This is a genomic window from Kitasatospora sp. NPDC001132 (assembly GCF_053598415.1).
In genome coordinates, this window is sequence record NZ_JBSFKF010000034.1 from 67,365 (window position 1) to 84,009 (window position 16,645).

General features: G+C 69.1%; 12 protein-coding genes. All 12 read right to left on the reverse strand.

Annotated features, from left to right (window positions below; translation table 11 throughout):
• Nucleotides 1-115 precede the first annotated feature (115 nt).
• The 12 genes from ACWDBE_RS32295 to secE all read right to left on the reverse strand — a co-directional run bounded on the left by ACWDBE_RS32295 (nt 116) and on the right by secE (nt 16,615).
• Nucleotides 116-4,009: a DNA-directed RNA polymerase subunit beta' gene (locus tag ACWDBE_RS32295; RefSeq protein ID WP_449788154.1), complete on the reverse strand. Its 3,894-nt coding sequence runs from the start codon at nt 4,007-4,009 to the stop codon at nt 116-118.
• Nucleotides 4,010-4,107: 98 nt separating this feature from the next.
• Nucleotides 4,108-7,584 carry a DNA-directed RNA polymerase subunit beta gene (rpoB, locus tag ACWDBE_RS32300; RefSeq protein ID WP_449788153.1) on the reverse strand — a complete coding sequence of 1,159 codons (3,477 nt, stop codon included), beginning with the start codon at nt 7,582-7,584 and terminating at the stop codon, nt 4,108-4,110.
• A gap of 708 nt (nt 7,585-8,292) precedes the next feature.
• Nucleotides 8,293-8,676 (reverse strand): 50S ribosomal protein L7/L12, encoded by a 384-nt coding sequence (rplL, locus tag ACWDBE_RS32305; protein WP_449788152.1) that lies wholly within the window; start codon nt 8,674-8,676, stop codon nt 8,293-8,295.
• Nucleotides 8,677-8,767: 91 nt separating this feature from the next.
• Nucleotides 8,768-9,331: a 50S ribosomal protein L10 gene (rplJ, locus tag ACWDBE_RS32310; protein WP_207809823.1), complete on the reverse strand. Its 564-nt coding sequence runs from the start codon at nt 9,329-9,331 to the stop codon at nt 8,768-8,770.
• A 351-nt stretch (nt 9,332-9,682) separates the two neighbouring features.
• A complete protein-coding gene (locus tag ACWDBE_RS32315) occupies nt 9,683-10,561 on the reverse strand; it encodes a hypothetical protein (protein ID WP_449788151.1) in 879 nt (292 codons plus the stop codon).
• A 159-nt stretch (nt 10,562-10,720) separates the two neighbouring features.
• Nucleotides 10,721-11,641 (reverse strand): hypothetical protein, encoded by a 921-nt coding sequence (locus tag ACWDBE_RS32320; protein ID WP_449788150.1) that lies wholly within the window; start codon nt 11,639-11,641, stop codon nt 10,721-10,723.
• 88 nt (nt 11,642-11,729) lie between these two features.
• Entirely contained in the window at nt 11,730-12,611 is an 882-nt protein-coding gene (locus ACWDBE_RS32325; protein WP_449809703.1) for a hypothetical protein, read from the reverse strand.
• A 143-nt stretch (nt 12,612-12,754) separates the two neighbouring features.
• Nucleotides 12,755-13,537 (reverse strand): hypothetical protein, encoded by a 783-nt coding sequence (locus tag ACWDBE_RS32330; protein ID WP_449809704.1) that lies wholly within the window; start codon nt 13,535-13,537, stop codon nt 12,755-12,757.
• A gap of 242 nt (nt 13,538-13,779) precedes the next feature.
• Nucleotides 13,780-14,502, reverse strand: a complete 723-nt coding sequence (gene rplA, locus ACWDBE_RS32335) for a 50S ribosomal protein L1 (protein ID WP_030290441.1) — start codon at nt 14,500-14,502, stop codon at nt 13,780-13,782.
• A gap of 104 nt (nt 14,503-14,606) precedes the next feature.
• On the reverse strand, nt 14,607-15,041 hold the full coding sequence (rplK, locus tag ACWDBE_RS32340; RefSeq protein ID WP_359897545.1) for a 50S ribosomal protein L11: 435 nt from the start codon (nt 15,039-15,041) through the stop codon (nt 14,607-14,609).
• A 165-nt stretch (nt 15,042-15,206) separates the two neighbouring features.
• Nucleotides 15,207-16,079, reverse strand: coding sequence for a transcription termination/antitermination protein NusG (gene nusG / locus ACWDBE_RS32345; protein WP_449788147.1), 873 nt, complete (start codon nt 16,077-16,079; stop codon nt 15,207-15,209).
• Between the two features lie 209 nt (nt 16,080-16,288).
• Nucleotides 16,289-16,615, reverse strand: coding sequence for a preprotein translocase subunit SecE (gene secE / locus ACWDBE_RS32350; RefSeq protein WP_449788146.1), 327 nt, complete (start codon nt 16,613-16,615; stop codon nt 16,289-16,291).
• Between the last annotated feature and the right edge of the window lie 30 nt (nt 16,616-16,645).

Consider the following 16,645-nt stretch of genomic DNA (forward strand, 5'->3'; position numbering starts at 1 on the left):
CCGAATGACCTAATCGGATTCCGTCCGCCGCCCACGCGGCCCCGAAAGGGCCCGGGAACGCCGCAGGGCGGTCACCCCGATCGGGGTGACCGCCCTGCGGTCGGTGCTACGCGACTCAGCCGGTGTACGGGCCGTAGTCGTAGTCGTCCAGCGGGACCGCCTGGCCGGAGCCGGCGCCGAAGGGCGACAGGTCGTAGTCGTCGTAGCCGACGGCCGAGTACATCGCGGCCTTGGCCTCCTCGGTCGGCTCGACCCGGATGTTGCGGTAGCGGGGCAGACCCGTACCGGCCGGGATGAGCTTACCGAGGATGACGTTCTCCTTGAGGCCCAGCAGCGGGTCCGACTTGGCGTGGATCGCCGCGTCGGTGAGGACCCGGGTCGTCTCCTGGAAGGAGGCGGCCGACAGCCAGGACTCGGTGGCCAGCGAGGCCTTGGTGATACCCATCAGCTGCGGACGGCCGGAGGCGGGGTGACCGCCCTCGGCGACGACGCGGCGGTTCTCCTGCTCGAAGCGACCGCGCTCGACCAGCTCGCCGGGCAGCAGCTCGGCGTCGCCCGACTCGATGATCGTCACGCGGCGGAGCATCTGCCGGATGATGATCTCGATGTGCTTGTCGTGGATCGACACACCCTGCGAGTTGTAGACCTTCTGGACCTCGGCGACCAGGTGGACCTGGACGGCACGCTGGCCCATGATGCGCAGGACGTCGTGCGGGTTGGTGGCACCCATGGTCAGCTTCTGGCCGACCTCGACCGCCTCGCCCTCGCTGACGAGCAGCTTCACGCGCTTCGAGACCGGGTAGGCGATCTCGTCGCTGCCGTCGTCCGGCGTGATGACCAGCTTGCGGGTCTTCTCGGTGTCCTCGATCCGGACCCGGCCGGCGGCCTCCGAGATCGGAGCCACGCCCTTCGGGGTACGGGCCTCGAAGAGCTCGACGACACGGGGCAGACCCTGGGTGATGTCGTCACCGGCCACACCACCGGTGTGGAAGGTACGCATGGTCAGCTGGGTACCGGGCTCACCGATGGACTGGGCGGCGATGATGCCGACCGCCTCACCGATGTCGACCAGCTTGCCGGTGGCCAGCGAGCGCCCGTAGCACATGGCGCAGGTGCCGACGGCCGACTCACAGGTCAGGATCGAGCGGGTCTTGACCTCGCCGATGCCGTGGCGGATCAGCTCGTCGATCAGGACGTCACCGAGGTCGGTGTTGGCGGTGGCGAGGAGCTTGCCGTCCACCGTGATGTCCTCGGCGAGCATGCGGGCGTAGACGCTGGTCTCGACGTCGTCGGCCTTGCGCAGCACGCCGTCCGCACCCACGGAGCCGATCGCCAGCTTCAGGCCGCGCTCGGTGCCGCAGTCCTCCTCGCGAATGATGACGTCCTGGGAGACGTCGACCAGACGACGGGTGAGGTAACCGGAGTCGGCGGTACGGAGGGCGGTGTCGGCCAGACCCTTACGGGCACCGTGGGTGGAGATGAAGTACTCCAGCACGGACAGACCCTCACGGAACGACGCCTTGATGGGTCGCGGGATGGTCTCGTTCTTGGCGTTCGACACCAGACCACGCATACCGGCGATCTGGCGCATCTGCATCATGTTTCCACGAGCACCCGAGTCGACCATCATGAAGATGGGGTTCGTCTTCGGGAAGTTCGCGGCCATGGCGTCCGCGACCTCGTTGGTCGCCTGGGTCCAGATGCCGACGAGCTCCTGCTTGCGCTCGTCGTTGGTGATCAGACCGCGCTCGTACTGCTTCTGGACCTTCTCCGCCTTCGCCTCGAAGCCCTCCAGGATCTGGGGCTTGCTCGGCGGGACGATGACGTCCGAGATCGAGACGGTGACACCCGAACGGGTCGACCAGTGGAAGCCGGCCGCCTTCAGGTTGTCCAGGGTCGCCGCGACGACGACCTTGGGGTAGCGCTCCGCCAGGTCGTTGACGATCGCGGAGAGCTGCTTCTTGCCCACCTCGTAGTCGACGAACGGGTAGTCCTCGGGCAGCAGCTCGTTGAAGAGCGCGCGGCCCAGGGTGGTGGTCAGGCGGAAGGGCTCGCCGTCGAACCAGGTCGACTGGCCGTCCTCGTCCACCGGGGCGGTCCAGCCGCGCGGCGGGACGGTGCCGGCCGGCAGGCGCAGCTCGATCGGGGCCTGGACGTCCAGGTCCCGGGCGTCGAAGGCCATGATCGCCTCGGCGGTCGACGAGAAGGTGCGACCGGCGCCCTTCACGTTCTCGCGGTCCGAGGTCAGGAAGAACAGACCGAGCACCATGTCCTGGGTCGGCATGGTGACGGGGCGACCGTCGGCCGGCTTCAGGATGTTGTTCGAGGACAGCATCAGGATGCGGGCCTCGGCCTGCGCCTCCGCGGAGAGCGGCAGGTGGACGGCCATCTGGTCACCGTCGAAGTCCGCGTTGAACGCGGTGCAGACGAGCGGGTGGATCTGGATGGCCTTGCCCTCGACCAGCTGCGGCTCGAAGGCCTGGATGCCGAGGCGGTGCAGGGTGGGCGCACGGTTCAGCAGGACCGGGTGCTCGGCGATGACCTCTTCGAGCACGTCCCACACGACCGGACGGGCACGCTCGACCATGCGCTTGGCCGACTTGATGTTCTGCGCGTGGTTCAGGTCGACCAGGCGCTTCATCACGAACGGCTTGAAGAGCTCCAGCGCCATGGCCTTCGGCAGACCGCACTGGTGCAGCTTGAGCTGCGGGCCGACGACGATGACCGAACGGGCCGAGTAGTCGACTCGCTTGCCGAGCAGGTTCTGACGGAAACGACCCTGCTTGCCCTTCAGCATGTCGCTGAGGGACTTCAGCGGGCGGTTGCCCGGGCCGGTGACCGGACGGCCGCGGCGGCCGTTGTCGAACAGCGCGTCGACGGCCTCCTGGAGCATGCGCTTCTCGTTGTTCACGATGATCTCGGGGGCACCGAGGTCGAGCAGGCGCTTCAGGCGGTTGTTGCGGTTGATGACGCGGCGGTACAGGTCGTTCAGGTCGGAGGTCGCGAAGCGGCCACCGTCCAGCTGCACCATCGGACGCAGGTCCGGCGGGATGACCGGGACGCAGTCCAGCACCATGCCGTTGGGCTTGTTGGTGGTCTGCAGGAACGCGGAGACGACCTTGAGGCGCTTGAGCGCACGGGTCTTCTTCTGGCCCTTGCCGGTGCGGATGATCTCGCGCAGGCGCTCGGACTCCTCCGCCAGGTCGAAGGTCTCGAGGCGGTCCTTGAGGGCCGCCGCGCCCATCGAGCCGGAGAAGTAGGTGCCGAAGCGGTCGCGCAGCTCGCGGTAGAGCAGCTCGTCGCCCTCGAGGTCCTGGACCTTGAGGTTCTTGAAGCGGGCCCACACCTCGTCGAGGCGGTCGAGCTCGCGCTGCGCGCGGTCGCGCAGCTGCTTCATCTCGCGCTCGGCGCCCTCGCGCACCTTGCGGCGCACATCGGCCTTGGCGCCCTCGGCCTCCAGCTCGGCCAGGTCGGTCTCGGCCTTCTTGGCGCGGGCCTCGAGGTCGGAGTCGCGACGGTTCTCGATCTGCTGGCGCTCGACCGAGACGTGCGCCTCCAGGGACGGCAGGTCGCGCTGGCGGCGCTCGTCGTCGACCCAGGTGATCATGTAGGCGGCGAAGTAGATGACCTTCTCGAGGTCCTTCGGCGCCAGGTCGAGCAGGTAGCCCAGACGGGACGGCACGCCCTTGAAGTACCAGATGTGGGTGACCGGGGCGGCCAGCTCGATGTGGCCCATCCGCTCGCGGCGCACCTTGGCGCGGGTCACCTCGACGCCACAGCGCTCACAGATGATGCCCTTGAAGCGGACGCGCTTGTACTTACCGCAGTAGCACTCCCAGTCCCGGGTGGGGCCGAAGATCTTCTCGCAGAAGAGGCCGTCCTTTTCGGGCTTCAGGGTGCGGTAGTTGATGGTCTCCGGCTTCTTGACCTCGCCGTGCGACCACTGGCGGATGTCGTCGGCGGTGGCCAGGCCGATGCGGAGCTCGTCGAAGAAGTTGACGTCAAGCACTGGTCGTCAAGCCCTCTTTCGTAAGTCGAGAGTCGTTCATGTGGTCTGAGGGGGGCCTGGGGGCGGGCCGGCCGCTGCTGCGGCCGGCCCAGCCTCCGTCAGACCTCTTCGACGCTGCTCGGCTCGCGCCGGGACAGGTCGATGCCGAGCTCCTCGGCGGCGCGGAACACGTCCTCGTCGGAGTCCCGCATCTCGATGGACTGGCCGTCCGAGGACAGCACCTCCACGTTGAGGCAGAGCGACTGCATTTCCTTGATGAGGACCTTGAAGGACTCGGGAATGCCGGGCTCGGGGATGTTCTCGCCCTTGACGATGGCCTCGTAGACCTTGACTCGGCCGAGGACGTCGTCGGACTTGATGGTGAGCAGCTCCTGGAGCGCGTAGGCCGCGCCGTACGCCTCGAGGGCCCACACCTCCATCTCACCGAAGCGCTGACCACCGAACTGCGCCTTACCACCGAGCGGCTGCTGGGTGATCATCGAGTACGGACCGGTCGAACGGGCGTGCAGCTTGTCGTCGACCAGGTGGTGCAGCTTGAGGATGTACATGTAGCCGACCGAGATCGGCATCGGGAACGGCTCGCCGGAGCGGCCGTCGAACAGGCGGGCCTTGCCGGTGGAGTTCACCAGGCGCTCACCGTCACGGGTGAGGGTGGTGTTGTCCAGCAGACCGGTGATCTCGTCCTCGCGGGCGCCGTCGAAGACCGGGGTGGCGAGGTTGGTGCCGCCCTCGACCTTGTCCGCGCCGATCGCCTGCAGGCGCTGGGCCCACTCGTCGGCGAGGCCGGAGACGTCCCAACCCTGCTGGGCGAGCCAGCCGAGGTGGATCTCCAGGACCTGTCCCGGGTTCATTCGGGACGGGACACCCAGCGGGTTGAGGATGATGTCGACCGGGGTGCCGTCCTCGAGGAACGGCATGTCCTCGACCGGGAGGATCTTGGAGATGACACCCTTGTTGCCGTGACGGCCGGCGAGCTTGTCACCGTTGGTGATCTTGCGCTTCTGGGCCACGTAGACGCGGACCAGCTGGTTGACACCCGGGGGAAGCTCGTCGCCCTCCTCGCGGTCGAACACGCGCACGCCGATGACCTTGCCGGACTCACCGTGCGGGACCTTCAGCGAGGTGTCGCGGACCTCACGGGCCTTCTCACCGAAGATCGCGCGGAGCAGGCGCTCCTCCGGGGTCAGCTCGGTCTCACCCTTCGGGGTGACCTTGCCGACCAGGATGTCGCCGGTGACGACGTCGGCGCCGATGCGGATGATGCCGCGCTCGTCGAGGTCCGCCAGGACCTCCTCGGAGACGTTCGGGATGTCCCGGGTGATCTCCTCGGGGCCGAGCTTGGTGTCACGGGCGTCGACCTCGTGCTCCTCGATGTGGATCGAGGAGAGGACGTCGTCCTGCACGAGGCGCTGCGACAGGATGATCGCGTCCTCGTAGTTGTGGCCCTCCCACGACATGAACGCCACGAGCAGGTTCTTGCCGAGGGCCATCTCGCCCTCGTCGGTGCACGGGCCGTCGGCCAGCACCTGGCCGGACTCGACCCGGGCGCCCTCGTCCACGAGCACCTTCTGGTTGAAGGAGGTGCCCTGGTTGGAGCGGGTGAACTTGGCGGCGCGGTACGTGGTGTACGTGCCGTCGTCGTTGGCCACGGTGACGTAGTCGGCCGAGACCTCCTGGACGACACCGGCCTTCTCGGCGGTGATGACGTCCGCGGCGTCGACGGCGCAGCGGTACTCCATGCCGGTACCGACCAGCGGAGCCTCGCTCTTCAGCAGCGGCACCGCCTGGCGCATCATGTTCGAGCCCATGAGCGCGCGGTTGGCGTCGTCGTGCTCGAGGAAGGGGATCATGGCGGTCGCGACCGACACCATCTGGCGCGGCGAGACGTCCATGTAGTCGATCTCGGTGCCCGGGATGTAGTCGATCTCGCCGCCACGGCGGCGGACCAGGACGCGCGGCTCGGCGAAGTGCAGGTCCGCGGTCAGCGGCGCGTTCGCCTGGGCGATGACGTAGCGGTCCTCCTCGTCGGCGGTCAGGTAGTCGACCTTCTCGGTGACCACACCGTCGACGACCTTGCGGTACGGCGTCTCGATGAAGCCGAACGCGTTGACCCGGCCGTACGAGGCCAGCGAGCCGATCAGACCGATGTTCGGGCCTTCGGGGGTCTCGATCGGACACATGCGGCCGTAGTGCGAGGGGTGCACGTCACGGACCTCGAAGCCGGCCCGCTCACGGGACAGACCACCGGGGCCCAGCGCGGACAGACGGCGCTTGTGGGTCAGGCCCGACAGCGGGTTCGTCTGGTCCATGAACTGCGACAGCTGGCTGGTGCCGAAGAACTCCTTGATGGAGGCGACGACCGGCCGGATGTTGATCAGGGTCTGCGGCGTGATCGCCTCGACGTCCTGGGTGGTCATGCGCTCGCGCACGACGCGCTCCATACGGGCGAGACCCGTACGGACCTGGTTCTGGATGAGCTCGCCGACGTTGCGCAGGCGGCGGTTGCCGAAGTGGTCGATGTCGTCGACCTCGACCACGATGTCGCGGCCCTCGTCGTCACGCCACTCGGTCTCGCCCGCGTGCAGCTTCACCAGGTACTTGATCGCACCGATGATGTCGGGCTCGGTGAGCACGCCGGAGTCCAGCGACTCGGCGTTGCCCAGCTTGCGGTTGACCTTGTAACGGCCGACCTTGGCGAGGTCGTAGCGCTTCGGGTTGAAGTAGAGGTTCTCCAGAAGCGTCTGCGCGGCCTCGCGCGTGGGCGGCTCGCCCGGGCGCAGCTTGCGGTAGATGTCCAGCAGCGCGTCGTCCTGGCCCTGGGTGTGGTCCTTCTCCAGGGTGGCGCGCATCGACTCGTACTCGCCGAACTCCTCGAGAATCATCTCGTTGGTCCAGCCGAGCGCCTTGAGCAGCACGGTGACGGACTGCTTGCGCTTGCGGTCGATGCGGACGCCGACCATGTCGCGCTTGTCGATCTCCATCTCCAGCCAGGCACCACGCGAGGGGATGACCTTGCAGGAGTAGATGTCCTTGTCGGACACCTTGTCCAGGGTGGAGTCGAAGTACACACCCGGGGAGCGGACCAGCTGCGACACGACGACACGCTCGGTGCCGTTGATCACGAACGTGCCCTTGTGGGTCATGAGCGGGAAATCGCCCATGAAGACCGTCTGAGACTTGATCTCACCGGTCTCGTTGTTGGTGAACTCGGCCGTGACGAAGAGCGGGGCCGCGAACGTGAAGTCGCGGTCCTTGCACTCGTCAATGGAGTTCTTCGGCGGCTCGAAACGGTGGTCGCGGAAGGTCAGCGACATCGACCCACTGAAGTCCTCGATCGGGGAGATCTCCTCGAAGATCTCCTCCAGACCGGACTTGGTGGGGACGTCCTGACCACTCTCCAGCGCCGCCTCGACCCGGGCCTTCCAGGCCGCGTTGCCGAGCAGCCAGTCAAAGCTCTCGGTCTGCAGGGCCAGGAGGTTCGGGACCTCGAGGGGCTCCTTGATCTTCGCGAAGGAGACGCGGAGCGGGGCGGTGGATGCGGCGGAATTGTTCGAGGCGTTGCGCGGCGCGGCCAAGAGGGGGGTCCTTCCGAGGGCTCGGAGCTCACTACGCGCGTACCAGCCGGGCCTGCTTGGGCTTGGTGCCGCCTCCCTCGCCACTGGCCTCTGCCGGAGTCGAAACCCAGGTCAGAGCCGCTTTGCGGAGGCGGTGCCAGACCCCTTCAGGGCAACGCAAACTCCGGGCGACGAGTCACGGAGAAGCTAACAGGCAGCGCAAAGGGACAGTGTAGCCAAAGGCGACACTGCTGTCCAGCTCTGATTCGGAGACCGAATCGGAGACTCCTCCCGGTAGCCGGCGAGCGCGGGCGCCCACCGGGTACTGCTCTAACTCACGTGGAGTCATTTCCCGCCGGAGCCACTGGTTATGCATCCAGCAGCGGACCAACCGGGCGGACTCGCGCCTTGAGAATCGCGCGCCGCGCCGGGTTCGTCAAGGGCCCACCGGCGGTGCGGGCCTCGATCGGTCTATCGGCCCGGACCCCCTCCGCGTTACAGAAACCGTGGTGGGGCCGCCCTCGACGACGGTGATCACCATACCCCCCGGCACCGACGCTGCCGAGTGGGCTGTCGGCCACACCGGCGGCCCGGACCCGCCGGTCGGGGGAACCGGGCCGTGGACGGCCCGACGGGGCCCGGCCCCGGCCCGGAAACGCGAAAAAGCCGGGCCGACCACCCACAAGGGTGATCGGCCCGGCTTCAGGCCCCTTCAGAGGGGGCGAGAAGTCACTTGACGGTGACCTTGGCGCCGGCACCCTCGAGGGCGGCCTTGGCCTTCTCGGCAACGTCCTTGGCAACCTTCTCCAGGACCTTGGCACCAGCGGTGTCAACGAGGTCCTTGGCCTCCTTCAGGCCGAGGGAGGTCAGGGTGCGCACCTCCTTGATGACCTGGATCTTCTTGTCGCCGGCGGCCTCGAGGATGACGTCGAACTCGTCCTGCTCGTCAGCGGCCTCGGCGGCCGGGCCGGCAACGCCGGCGGCGGCAACGGCGACCGGGGCGGCGGCGGTGACGTCGAACTTCTCCTCGAAGGCCTTCACGAAGGCGGCCAGCTCGATGAGGGTGAGCTCCTCGAACTGCGCGAGCAGCTCGTCCTGGGACAGCTTCGCCATGATGGCGTCCTTCCACTAAATCGGCAGGTTGGTGCCGGATGTACGGGTGGGGCGGGCGTACGGGCCCGCAGCGAGGCGTGAGCCTGCCGAATTACTCGGCGGCAGCGTCCTCGGCGGCGGGAGCCGGCGTACCGGCACCGCCCTGCTCGACCTTGTCGCGCAGCGCGTCCACGGTGCGGACGAGCTTCGACGGCAGGGCCTGGAAGAGCGCGGCAGCCTGGGACTGCTTGGCCTTCAGGGCACCCGCCAGCTTGGCGAGCAGCACCTCGCGGGACTCGAGGTCCGCGAGCTTCTTGATCTCATCGGCGGACAGCGCCTTGCCGTCAAGGACACCGCCCTTGATGATGAGAGCGGGGTTCTCCTTGGCGAAGTCACGCAGAGCCTTCGCCGACTCCACCGGGTCACCGGTGACGAAGGCGACAGCCGTCGGACCAGTGAACAGGTCGTCGAGCTCCGTGATCCCGACCTCATTGGCCGCAATCTTGGTCAGCGTGTTCTTCACCACGGCGTACTCGGCGTTGTCGCCGAGCGAGCGACGCAGGGTCTTGACCTGCTTCACCGAGAGACCGCGGTACTCGGTGAGCAGCGCCGCGGAGGAGCCACGGAACTTGTCCGTGATCTCGGCGACGGCGGCAGCCTTGTCGGGCCTGGCCATAGGCTTACGCCTCCTTCCGTGATGTCGAAGTCGGGCCGACCGCGAAAGTCGACCTAGGTCGCCGCGGACCGACCGGACGGAAGGAAAGCTCCTGCGTAAACGCAACGAGCCCCGGTGCGCAGGGGCACGGGGCTCGGAACGACCTCGACGGGCGACCGCGTGAACGCGGAACCCGGAGGTCGAAGCTCCAGACACACCTGCGCGGGCTGCCTGCGACGAAGCGCAGATCCTTCGGTCACCTGCTCCCTGACGGGCGCGTGGTGACAACCAGCGGTCTTTGGCTTCGGCCAGACTAGCCGGAGGCGTTCGCAAGGTGCAAATCGCCCTCGGACGGAGCACCCCCGACGCGACTCAGCGGGCCAGCGGGGAGACCGTCCGGACGCCGGTGTCCACGGTGTCCGACTCGGCCGGCGCCTGTGCCGAGAGCAGCGCCCCGGCGTGGTCGGTGTAGAGCACCGAGTCGTCCGCCCGGCCGCTGTCCCCGCTGCCCGTGCGCTGGAGCCGGACCAGCTGGTCCTTGTCGTTGAGCCAGAGGTCCAGGGTGAGCGAGAGCGAGCCGCCGGGCGCGAGCGCGGTCCGCAGGCCGTCCCGGCGGGACCGGGTCAGCTGGGTCTGGGCGGCCGCGTACCTCTCGGCCGTGGTGGCGACCCGGTAGTGCTCGACGGTCGAGTCCTCGAACTTCTCCTCGCCGACGAAGACCGGGTCCGTCCCCTCGGCGGTGGCCGCGGTCAGCGCCTCGACCGGGTTCAGCAGGTCGATCAGCCCGGCGTACGGGATCTCCTTGTGGCCCTCCGCGTCCGGCGGGACGGTGAAGCGCTCCCAGTGCTTCCCGCCCTGCCGGGCGGCGGTGGCGGCGTCCCCGCCCTGGTAGGCGACGGTGTCCACGACGATCAGCTGCTCGGCCTCGGCCGGGGTGGAGCGCTTGATCTGGAGCGCGGTCTTGGGCTGCCAGAACAGCGGGCCGGACCCGGCGTCCGCGCCGAGCCGGTAGCTGACCTTGGCCCGGCGGGCGGTCTGCATGGCCAGCTGGGCGGAGAGCAGCACCCCGTGCGGCGAGCGGTCGGTCGGCTTGGCCTGGGCGCTCGGGGAGGCGGTGGAGGGCGAGGCGCTGGTCGGGCTCGGGCTGCCGGACGGCGTGGCGGTCGCGCCGCCGCCCCCGCCGCACCCGCTCAGGCCGCTCGCCAGCAGGACGACGACGGCCACTGCCGCCAACCGCTGCCGTCCCGCCATCGCCCGTTCCCCTCTCGCCCGGCCCCGTCCGACGGCGGCCTCGTTCGGGCCACCTTGTCACCCGTCCCCGGCCCGCCCGGCGGCGGCCCCCCGGGGCCCGTTGGATTCCGCCGGGTCGGCGGAGCCGGTGTCCCGGTACCGGGACACCGGCCGCGGGGATCAGCTGCCGGCGGCGGCCTTCTGGAGCTCGGCGAGGTCCATGGAGTCCGCCGGGGCGGTGGTGTTCACCGGGGTGCCGTAGTCCGAGTAGCTGACGGAGACGTTCATCGTGCCGACCTTGGTCTCGGCCTGCTCGGTCCGCTTGACGACGAGCTTGTCGGCGTCGACCCAGATGTCGATCTTGTCGGTGGTGACGCCGGCCGTGTCCAGGCTCTGCTTGATCTTGTCGACCTGCGCCTGGGTCATGCCCTGGCTGGTGGCGTTGGCCACGTCGGCCGCGCTGAGCACGCCGGTGTAGTGGGTGGTGGCCTTGCCGTTCACCGTCTCCGGTCCGACCTCGGTGACCTTGCCGCCGGCGATCAGCGTCCGGACGGCCTGCACCGGGTCCGCGCTCTGGAGCTGGTCGGTCGCGCCGCCGGACGCCTTGGCCATGTCGGCCTTGCTGTAGCGCACCCAGCTCGGGCCTCCGCTCTCCACCACCTTGCCGCCCAGGTGCATGAACATCGCGTCCTTGGTGTACAGGTAGCGCACCTTCGGCCCGCCGGTGAGCGGCTCCAGGACCTTGGCCATCGGGGAGCCCGACAGGTCCATCGTGAGGTCGGCCTCCAGGCCGTCGGCCCAGGACGCGGCGCCCTGGCCCTTCATGGTGACCTCGCCGAACTCGATCAGCTCGTCGATCCTGGCCGACTTGGCCGCGCTGGTCTTCTGGGTGACCTGCTCCAGGAAGACCGCCGGGCTGACCTTCGCCGGCTTCGCGTCGGTCGTCGGGGCGGCGGCCGACGGGGTGGCCGGGGCGGCGGCGGCCGTGGTCGGCGCGGCCGGGGCGGCCTTCTTGTCGTCGTTGTTGTCGCACGCGGTCGCGGTCAGCGCCAGGGCGGCGATGACGACGGCGACGGCGGCGGTGTTGCGGGTTCCAGCCATGATTCCCCCCTTGAGGATCCCGGGCGCGTGATGCGCCCGGGGGTGCAGCCGGTCGGTGCGGGTGGGCTCGGCGTCCGGTCCGGCCGGATCAGCCGAGCAGCTTGAGCAGGTCGGATTCCTTGCCGAGGTCGCTCGCGGCGGGTGCCGCGATCGCGGCGGCCTTGCCGAGGTCGGAGTACTTGATGGTGACGGCCTTCTTCTCGCCGTTGGCGTCGCCGTACTCCTTGTACTGGACGAGCTCCTGCTTGGCGTTCAGCCAGAAGTCGATGGTGAGGGTCTTGCCGTCCTCCTCCAGCGTCTTCTGGGCGGACTTGCGCTGGTCCGCCGAGAGCGACGTCATCCCGGCCACCAGCGCGGCGGTGTCCTGCTCCGCCCGCAGGTGGGTGGTCTGGACTCCGTCCACGGCCTCCTGGCCGACCTTGGAGAGCTTGCCGCTCTGGGCCCCGACGGTGAGCAGGATGACCGGGTTGGTCATCTGGCCGACCATCCGGAAGCTGTCGCCCGTCTGGTCAGCGGGCATCTTGACCCAGTGCTTGCCACCCAGGGCCGGGGCGATGTCGTCGCCGCCGCCGAGGTAGGCGTCCGTGCCGAGCACCCGGATCCGGACCTTCTTGCCCTCGATGTCGCTGGCCATGTCCACGGCCGCCTTGGCCGGGTCCTTCCAGTCCGCGTCGCCGGTGCCGCCCGGGTCGGTGGGGTCGGTCGGGGTCATGGTGATCTTGCCGTTGCCGGCCTTCTGCATCACCACGGCCGCGGCGGCCAGCGCGGCCTTCGGGTCCGCGTTGAGGGCCGCGGCGAGCGGGTCGGCGGGCTTGGTGTCGGCGGACTTCGTGTCAGCGGGCTTGGCCTCGCCGGTCTTGGCGTCGCCGGCCTTGGTGTCGCCGCCCTTGGCGTCACTGCCGCAGGCGGTGGCCGCACCGAGCAGGACGGCCGCCGTCGCGACGGCCGAGGCGAGGCGCAGAGCGCGCATGGAGCTACCCCCGAGAGTTTCCTGATAAGCCATGGAAGAACTGATTGTCAGCTCTTCTCGTGTACTTTTCACGCGGACTCTAACGGATCACCGGATTACCCACACACCGGATATCCCTCCCTCGCCCCCCGTCGGCCTCCCCGTCACCCGGCCGGGGTCGTCGGTGCCGTGTCCGCCGCCCCCGGAGCCGAGACATCGGTGGTGGTCACCGTGGTTCCCGCGCTCCCCCGGACCGTCTCACGCAGCCGCAGCAGCTGCATGCCGGGCCCGATCCAGACGTCGTAGCCGATCGTCGCCACCCCGTGCTGCCGGTACCAGTCCAGTGTGGCGGCGCGCTGCTTCGGACTCAACTCGTCGTCCTTGCCGAAGAGTTCGGCCAACGGCGCGGAACCCTGGTAGTGCGCCACGGTCACCCCGGCCAGCTGCTCGCCGCCGAGCGAGCGGAGTGTGACGCCCTGGGCGACCTCGTACGCCCGGCTGCCCGGGTTGGTGATCAGCGCCGTCGTCCAGCCGCCCGCGAAGCCCTCCGGATCGGGGCCCGCCGCGGGGTCGACCGCCTCGGCGCTCCGCCGCTCCGCATGCTTGGCCGCGCCGCCCTGGTAGACGAGGTCGAGCGTGCCGTCCTTGACGGTCAGCAGTCCGCTGCCCAGCTCGTCGGTGACGGCCAGCCGGGCCTCGTCCGCCGCGCCCCAGACCAGGGAGCCGCTCGCGGTGCGCCGGCCCCCCGGGCCCTCCTGGACCACGTCGATCCGAGCGCTGCCCGAGTCGTCCAGCGCCTGTGCGGCCGTGAGCACCACCTGCTTGGGCGGCACGGGCGCCGGCCTCCCGGGGGTGCCGGTGGTCGGGGCGGCCAGCAGACTGCACCCGGTGGTGGTGGCGAGCAGCAGGGCTGCCACGAGAACGGCGGGGCGGGGGGCGGGTGGCACGGCACACTCCGGCGGTCACAGGTTCTCCACGTGCTGACCGGCAGAGCGTACGACGGTTCGGCCCGCCGTTCCCATCCGCCGGTGTCCCGATCAGGCAACCGTTGCGGCCCACCGGCCCCGCCCCGGCTCCGTTCGGCCCCGCCCCGGCCCCGTCCCGGCCGCGCCCGGGAACGACGGCGGGCCCGCACCCCCGGTGAGAGGGATGCGGGCCCGCCGTACGGACTGCTCTAGAGCACTGGGGCTCAGACCGCGGCCGGGTCCTCCTCGACGAGGAGGTTGCGGGTGCGGTTCGGGTCCACCTGGATGCCGGGGCCCATGGTGGTGGAGAAGGCGGTCTTCTTGATGTACCGGCCCTTGGCGGCGGACGGCTTGGCGCGGAGCACCTCGTCCAGCGCGGCGGCGTAGTTCTCGACCAGCTGCTCGTCGGTGAAGGAGGCCTTACCGATGATGAAGTGCAGGTTCGAGTGCTTGTCGACGCGGAACTCGATCTTGCCGCCCTTGATGTCGTTGACAGCCTTGGCGACGTCCGGGGTCACGGTGCCGGTCTTCGGGTTCGGCATCAGACCACGGGGGCCGAGCACGCGGCCGAGGCGGCCGACCTTGCCCATGAGGTCCGGCGTGGCGACGACGGCGTCGAAGTCCAGCTTGCCCTTCGCGACCTCGTCGATCAGCTCGTCGGCACCGACGATGTCGGCGCCCGCAGCACGCGCGGCCTCGGCACGCTCGCCGGTCGCGAAGACCAGGACCCGAGCGGTCTTACCGGTGCCGTGCGGGAGGATCACGGTGCTGCGGACCATCTGGTCGGCCTTGCGCGGGTCGACGCCCAGACGCATGGCGACCTCAACGGTGCCGTCGAACTTGGTGGTGCTGGTCGCCTTGGCGAGGCGGACGGCCTCGAGGGGGGCGTAAAGGCGCTCGCGGTCGACCTTGGCGTCCGCGGCCTTCAGGGCCTTGCTGCGCTTCATGGCTGCTCCTGAATGGTGATTGGAGTTGTGGTGTTCGACGGGCCTGCGCAGGCCCTACCACGGGGGACGGCTGAGCCGTTTTGTCCCTGGCGGGACGGGGGCGCTCAGCCCTCGACGGTGATGCCCATCGACCGGGCGGTGCCGGCGATGATCTTCTCCGCGGCGTCCAGGTCGTTCGCGTTCAGGTCGGGCATCTTCGTGGTGGCGATCTCACGGACCTGGGCGCTGGTGAGCTTGGCGACCTTGGTCTTGTGCGGCTCGCTGGAGCCCTTGTCGACACCGGCGGCCTTCAGGATGAGGCGCGCGGCCGGCGGCGTCTTCGTGATGAAGGTGAAGGAACGGTCCTCGTAGACCGTGATCTCCACCGGCACGATCATGCCGCGCTGCGACTCGGTCGCAGCGTTGTAGGCCTTGCAGAACTCCATGATGTTCACGCCGTGCTGGCCCAGCGCGGGGCCGACCGGCGGCGCCGGGTTGGCCGCGCCGGCGTTGATCTGGAGCTTGATAAGCCCCGTGATCTTCTTCTTCTTGGGAGGCATGTCTCTCCGGGTCCTTCCGAGAGGTGATTGCTGGTGCGTGCGGAACCGGGGCGACACCCGGCCGCCAGCACACACATCGGACCAGGCTAACGCGTCCGCGCCGCTGGACCAAAACGGATTCGGGGCAGGGCCCGCGGCCCCGCCCCGAATCCGAAGTCCGTATGACTAGTTCTTCTGGATCTGGTCGAAGGAGAGCTCGACCGGGGTCTCCCGGCCGAAGATCTCGACCAGGCCCTTGACCTTCTTCGAGTCCGGGTTGATCTCGTTGATGGTCGCCTGGAGGGTCGCGAACGGGCCGTCGGTGACGGTGACCGAGTCGCCGACCTCGAAGTCCAGGACCTGGATCTCGCTCGGCTTGACCGGCGACGGCTTGCCGGCCTCCTTGGCGGCCTGGCGCTCGACGTCGGGGGCGAGCATCTTGACGACCTCGTCCAGCGTCAGCGGGTACGGGTCGTAGGCGTTGCCGACGAAGCCGGTGACACCCGGGGTGTTGCGCACGACGCCCCAGGACTCGGGGGTGAGGTCCATGCGCACCAGGACGTAGCCGGGGAGCTTGTTCTGGCGGATGGTCTTGCGGTCGCCGTTCTTGATCTGGACGACCTCCTCCTGCGGCACCTCGGCCTGGAAGATGTACTCCTCGACGTTCAGCGAGACGGCGCGCTGCTCCAGGTTCTGCTTCACCCGGTTCTCGTAGCCGGCGTAGGTGTGGATCACGTACCACTCGCCCGGCATGAAGCGCAGGTCCTCGCGGAACTTGGCGACGGGGTCGACCTCGACCTCGTCGGCCGGCTCCTCCTCGACGGACTCCTCGGCGGCGGCGGACTCGCTGTCGCCCTCCACGTGCGACGCGGCCTCCTCGGCGGGCTCGCCCGCCTCGGCCTCGTCGTACGCCTCGACCTCGTCCTCGTCGCTGTCCGCGGCGTCCACGATCTGCTCGGCGGGCTCGGCGTCGTCAGCCAGCTCGGCCGCGTCCAGCTCGGCGGCGACATCCGCCTCGCGGACGGTCTCGTCGGCGTCGTACAGGGGGGACTCAGACACGGTGGCGGCTTCTTTCCTGGAGATGGTGAAGGTGGCGCGCTCCTCGACCGGACCGGCGTACGACCGCTCGCGCGGGCGCCAGGTGAGGTCTCGGAGACTTCAACAGTACCGAGTCCACGGTAACCGCGCGTACGTCCGGCGCCGACAGCTCGACCCGGGCCGAGGATTCGGCCCGGGTCGGGAAGCTGTTCGAGAGGTGGTGCGGCCGGTCAGCCGAAGACCAGGAGGCTGAGCTTGGAGAAGCCGTAGTCCAGGCCGGCCACGAAGGCCATCACGACCACCACGAAGGTGACCACGACGGCGGTGTAGTTGGTGAGCTCGTTGCGGGTCGGCCAGACGACCTTGCGCAGTTCGGCGATGATCTGGCGGTAGAACAGGCCCATCCTGGCGAACAGGCCCTTCTTGGCCCGCTTGCCGGACTTCTTCTGCTTGCCCGACTTCTTGTCGCCCTCGGCCGATGCCGTCTCGGCGGCGCCGTCGGCACCCTCGGGGTTGCCGCTCTCAGGCGTTGCGGTGGAGCCCGTGGTCTCCGTCACTCGTCCTCACCTGAATCCGGGTCCTGCCGA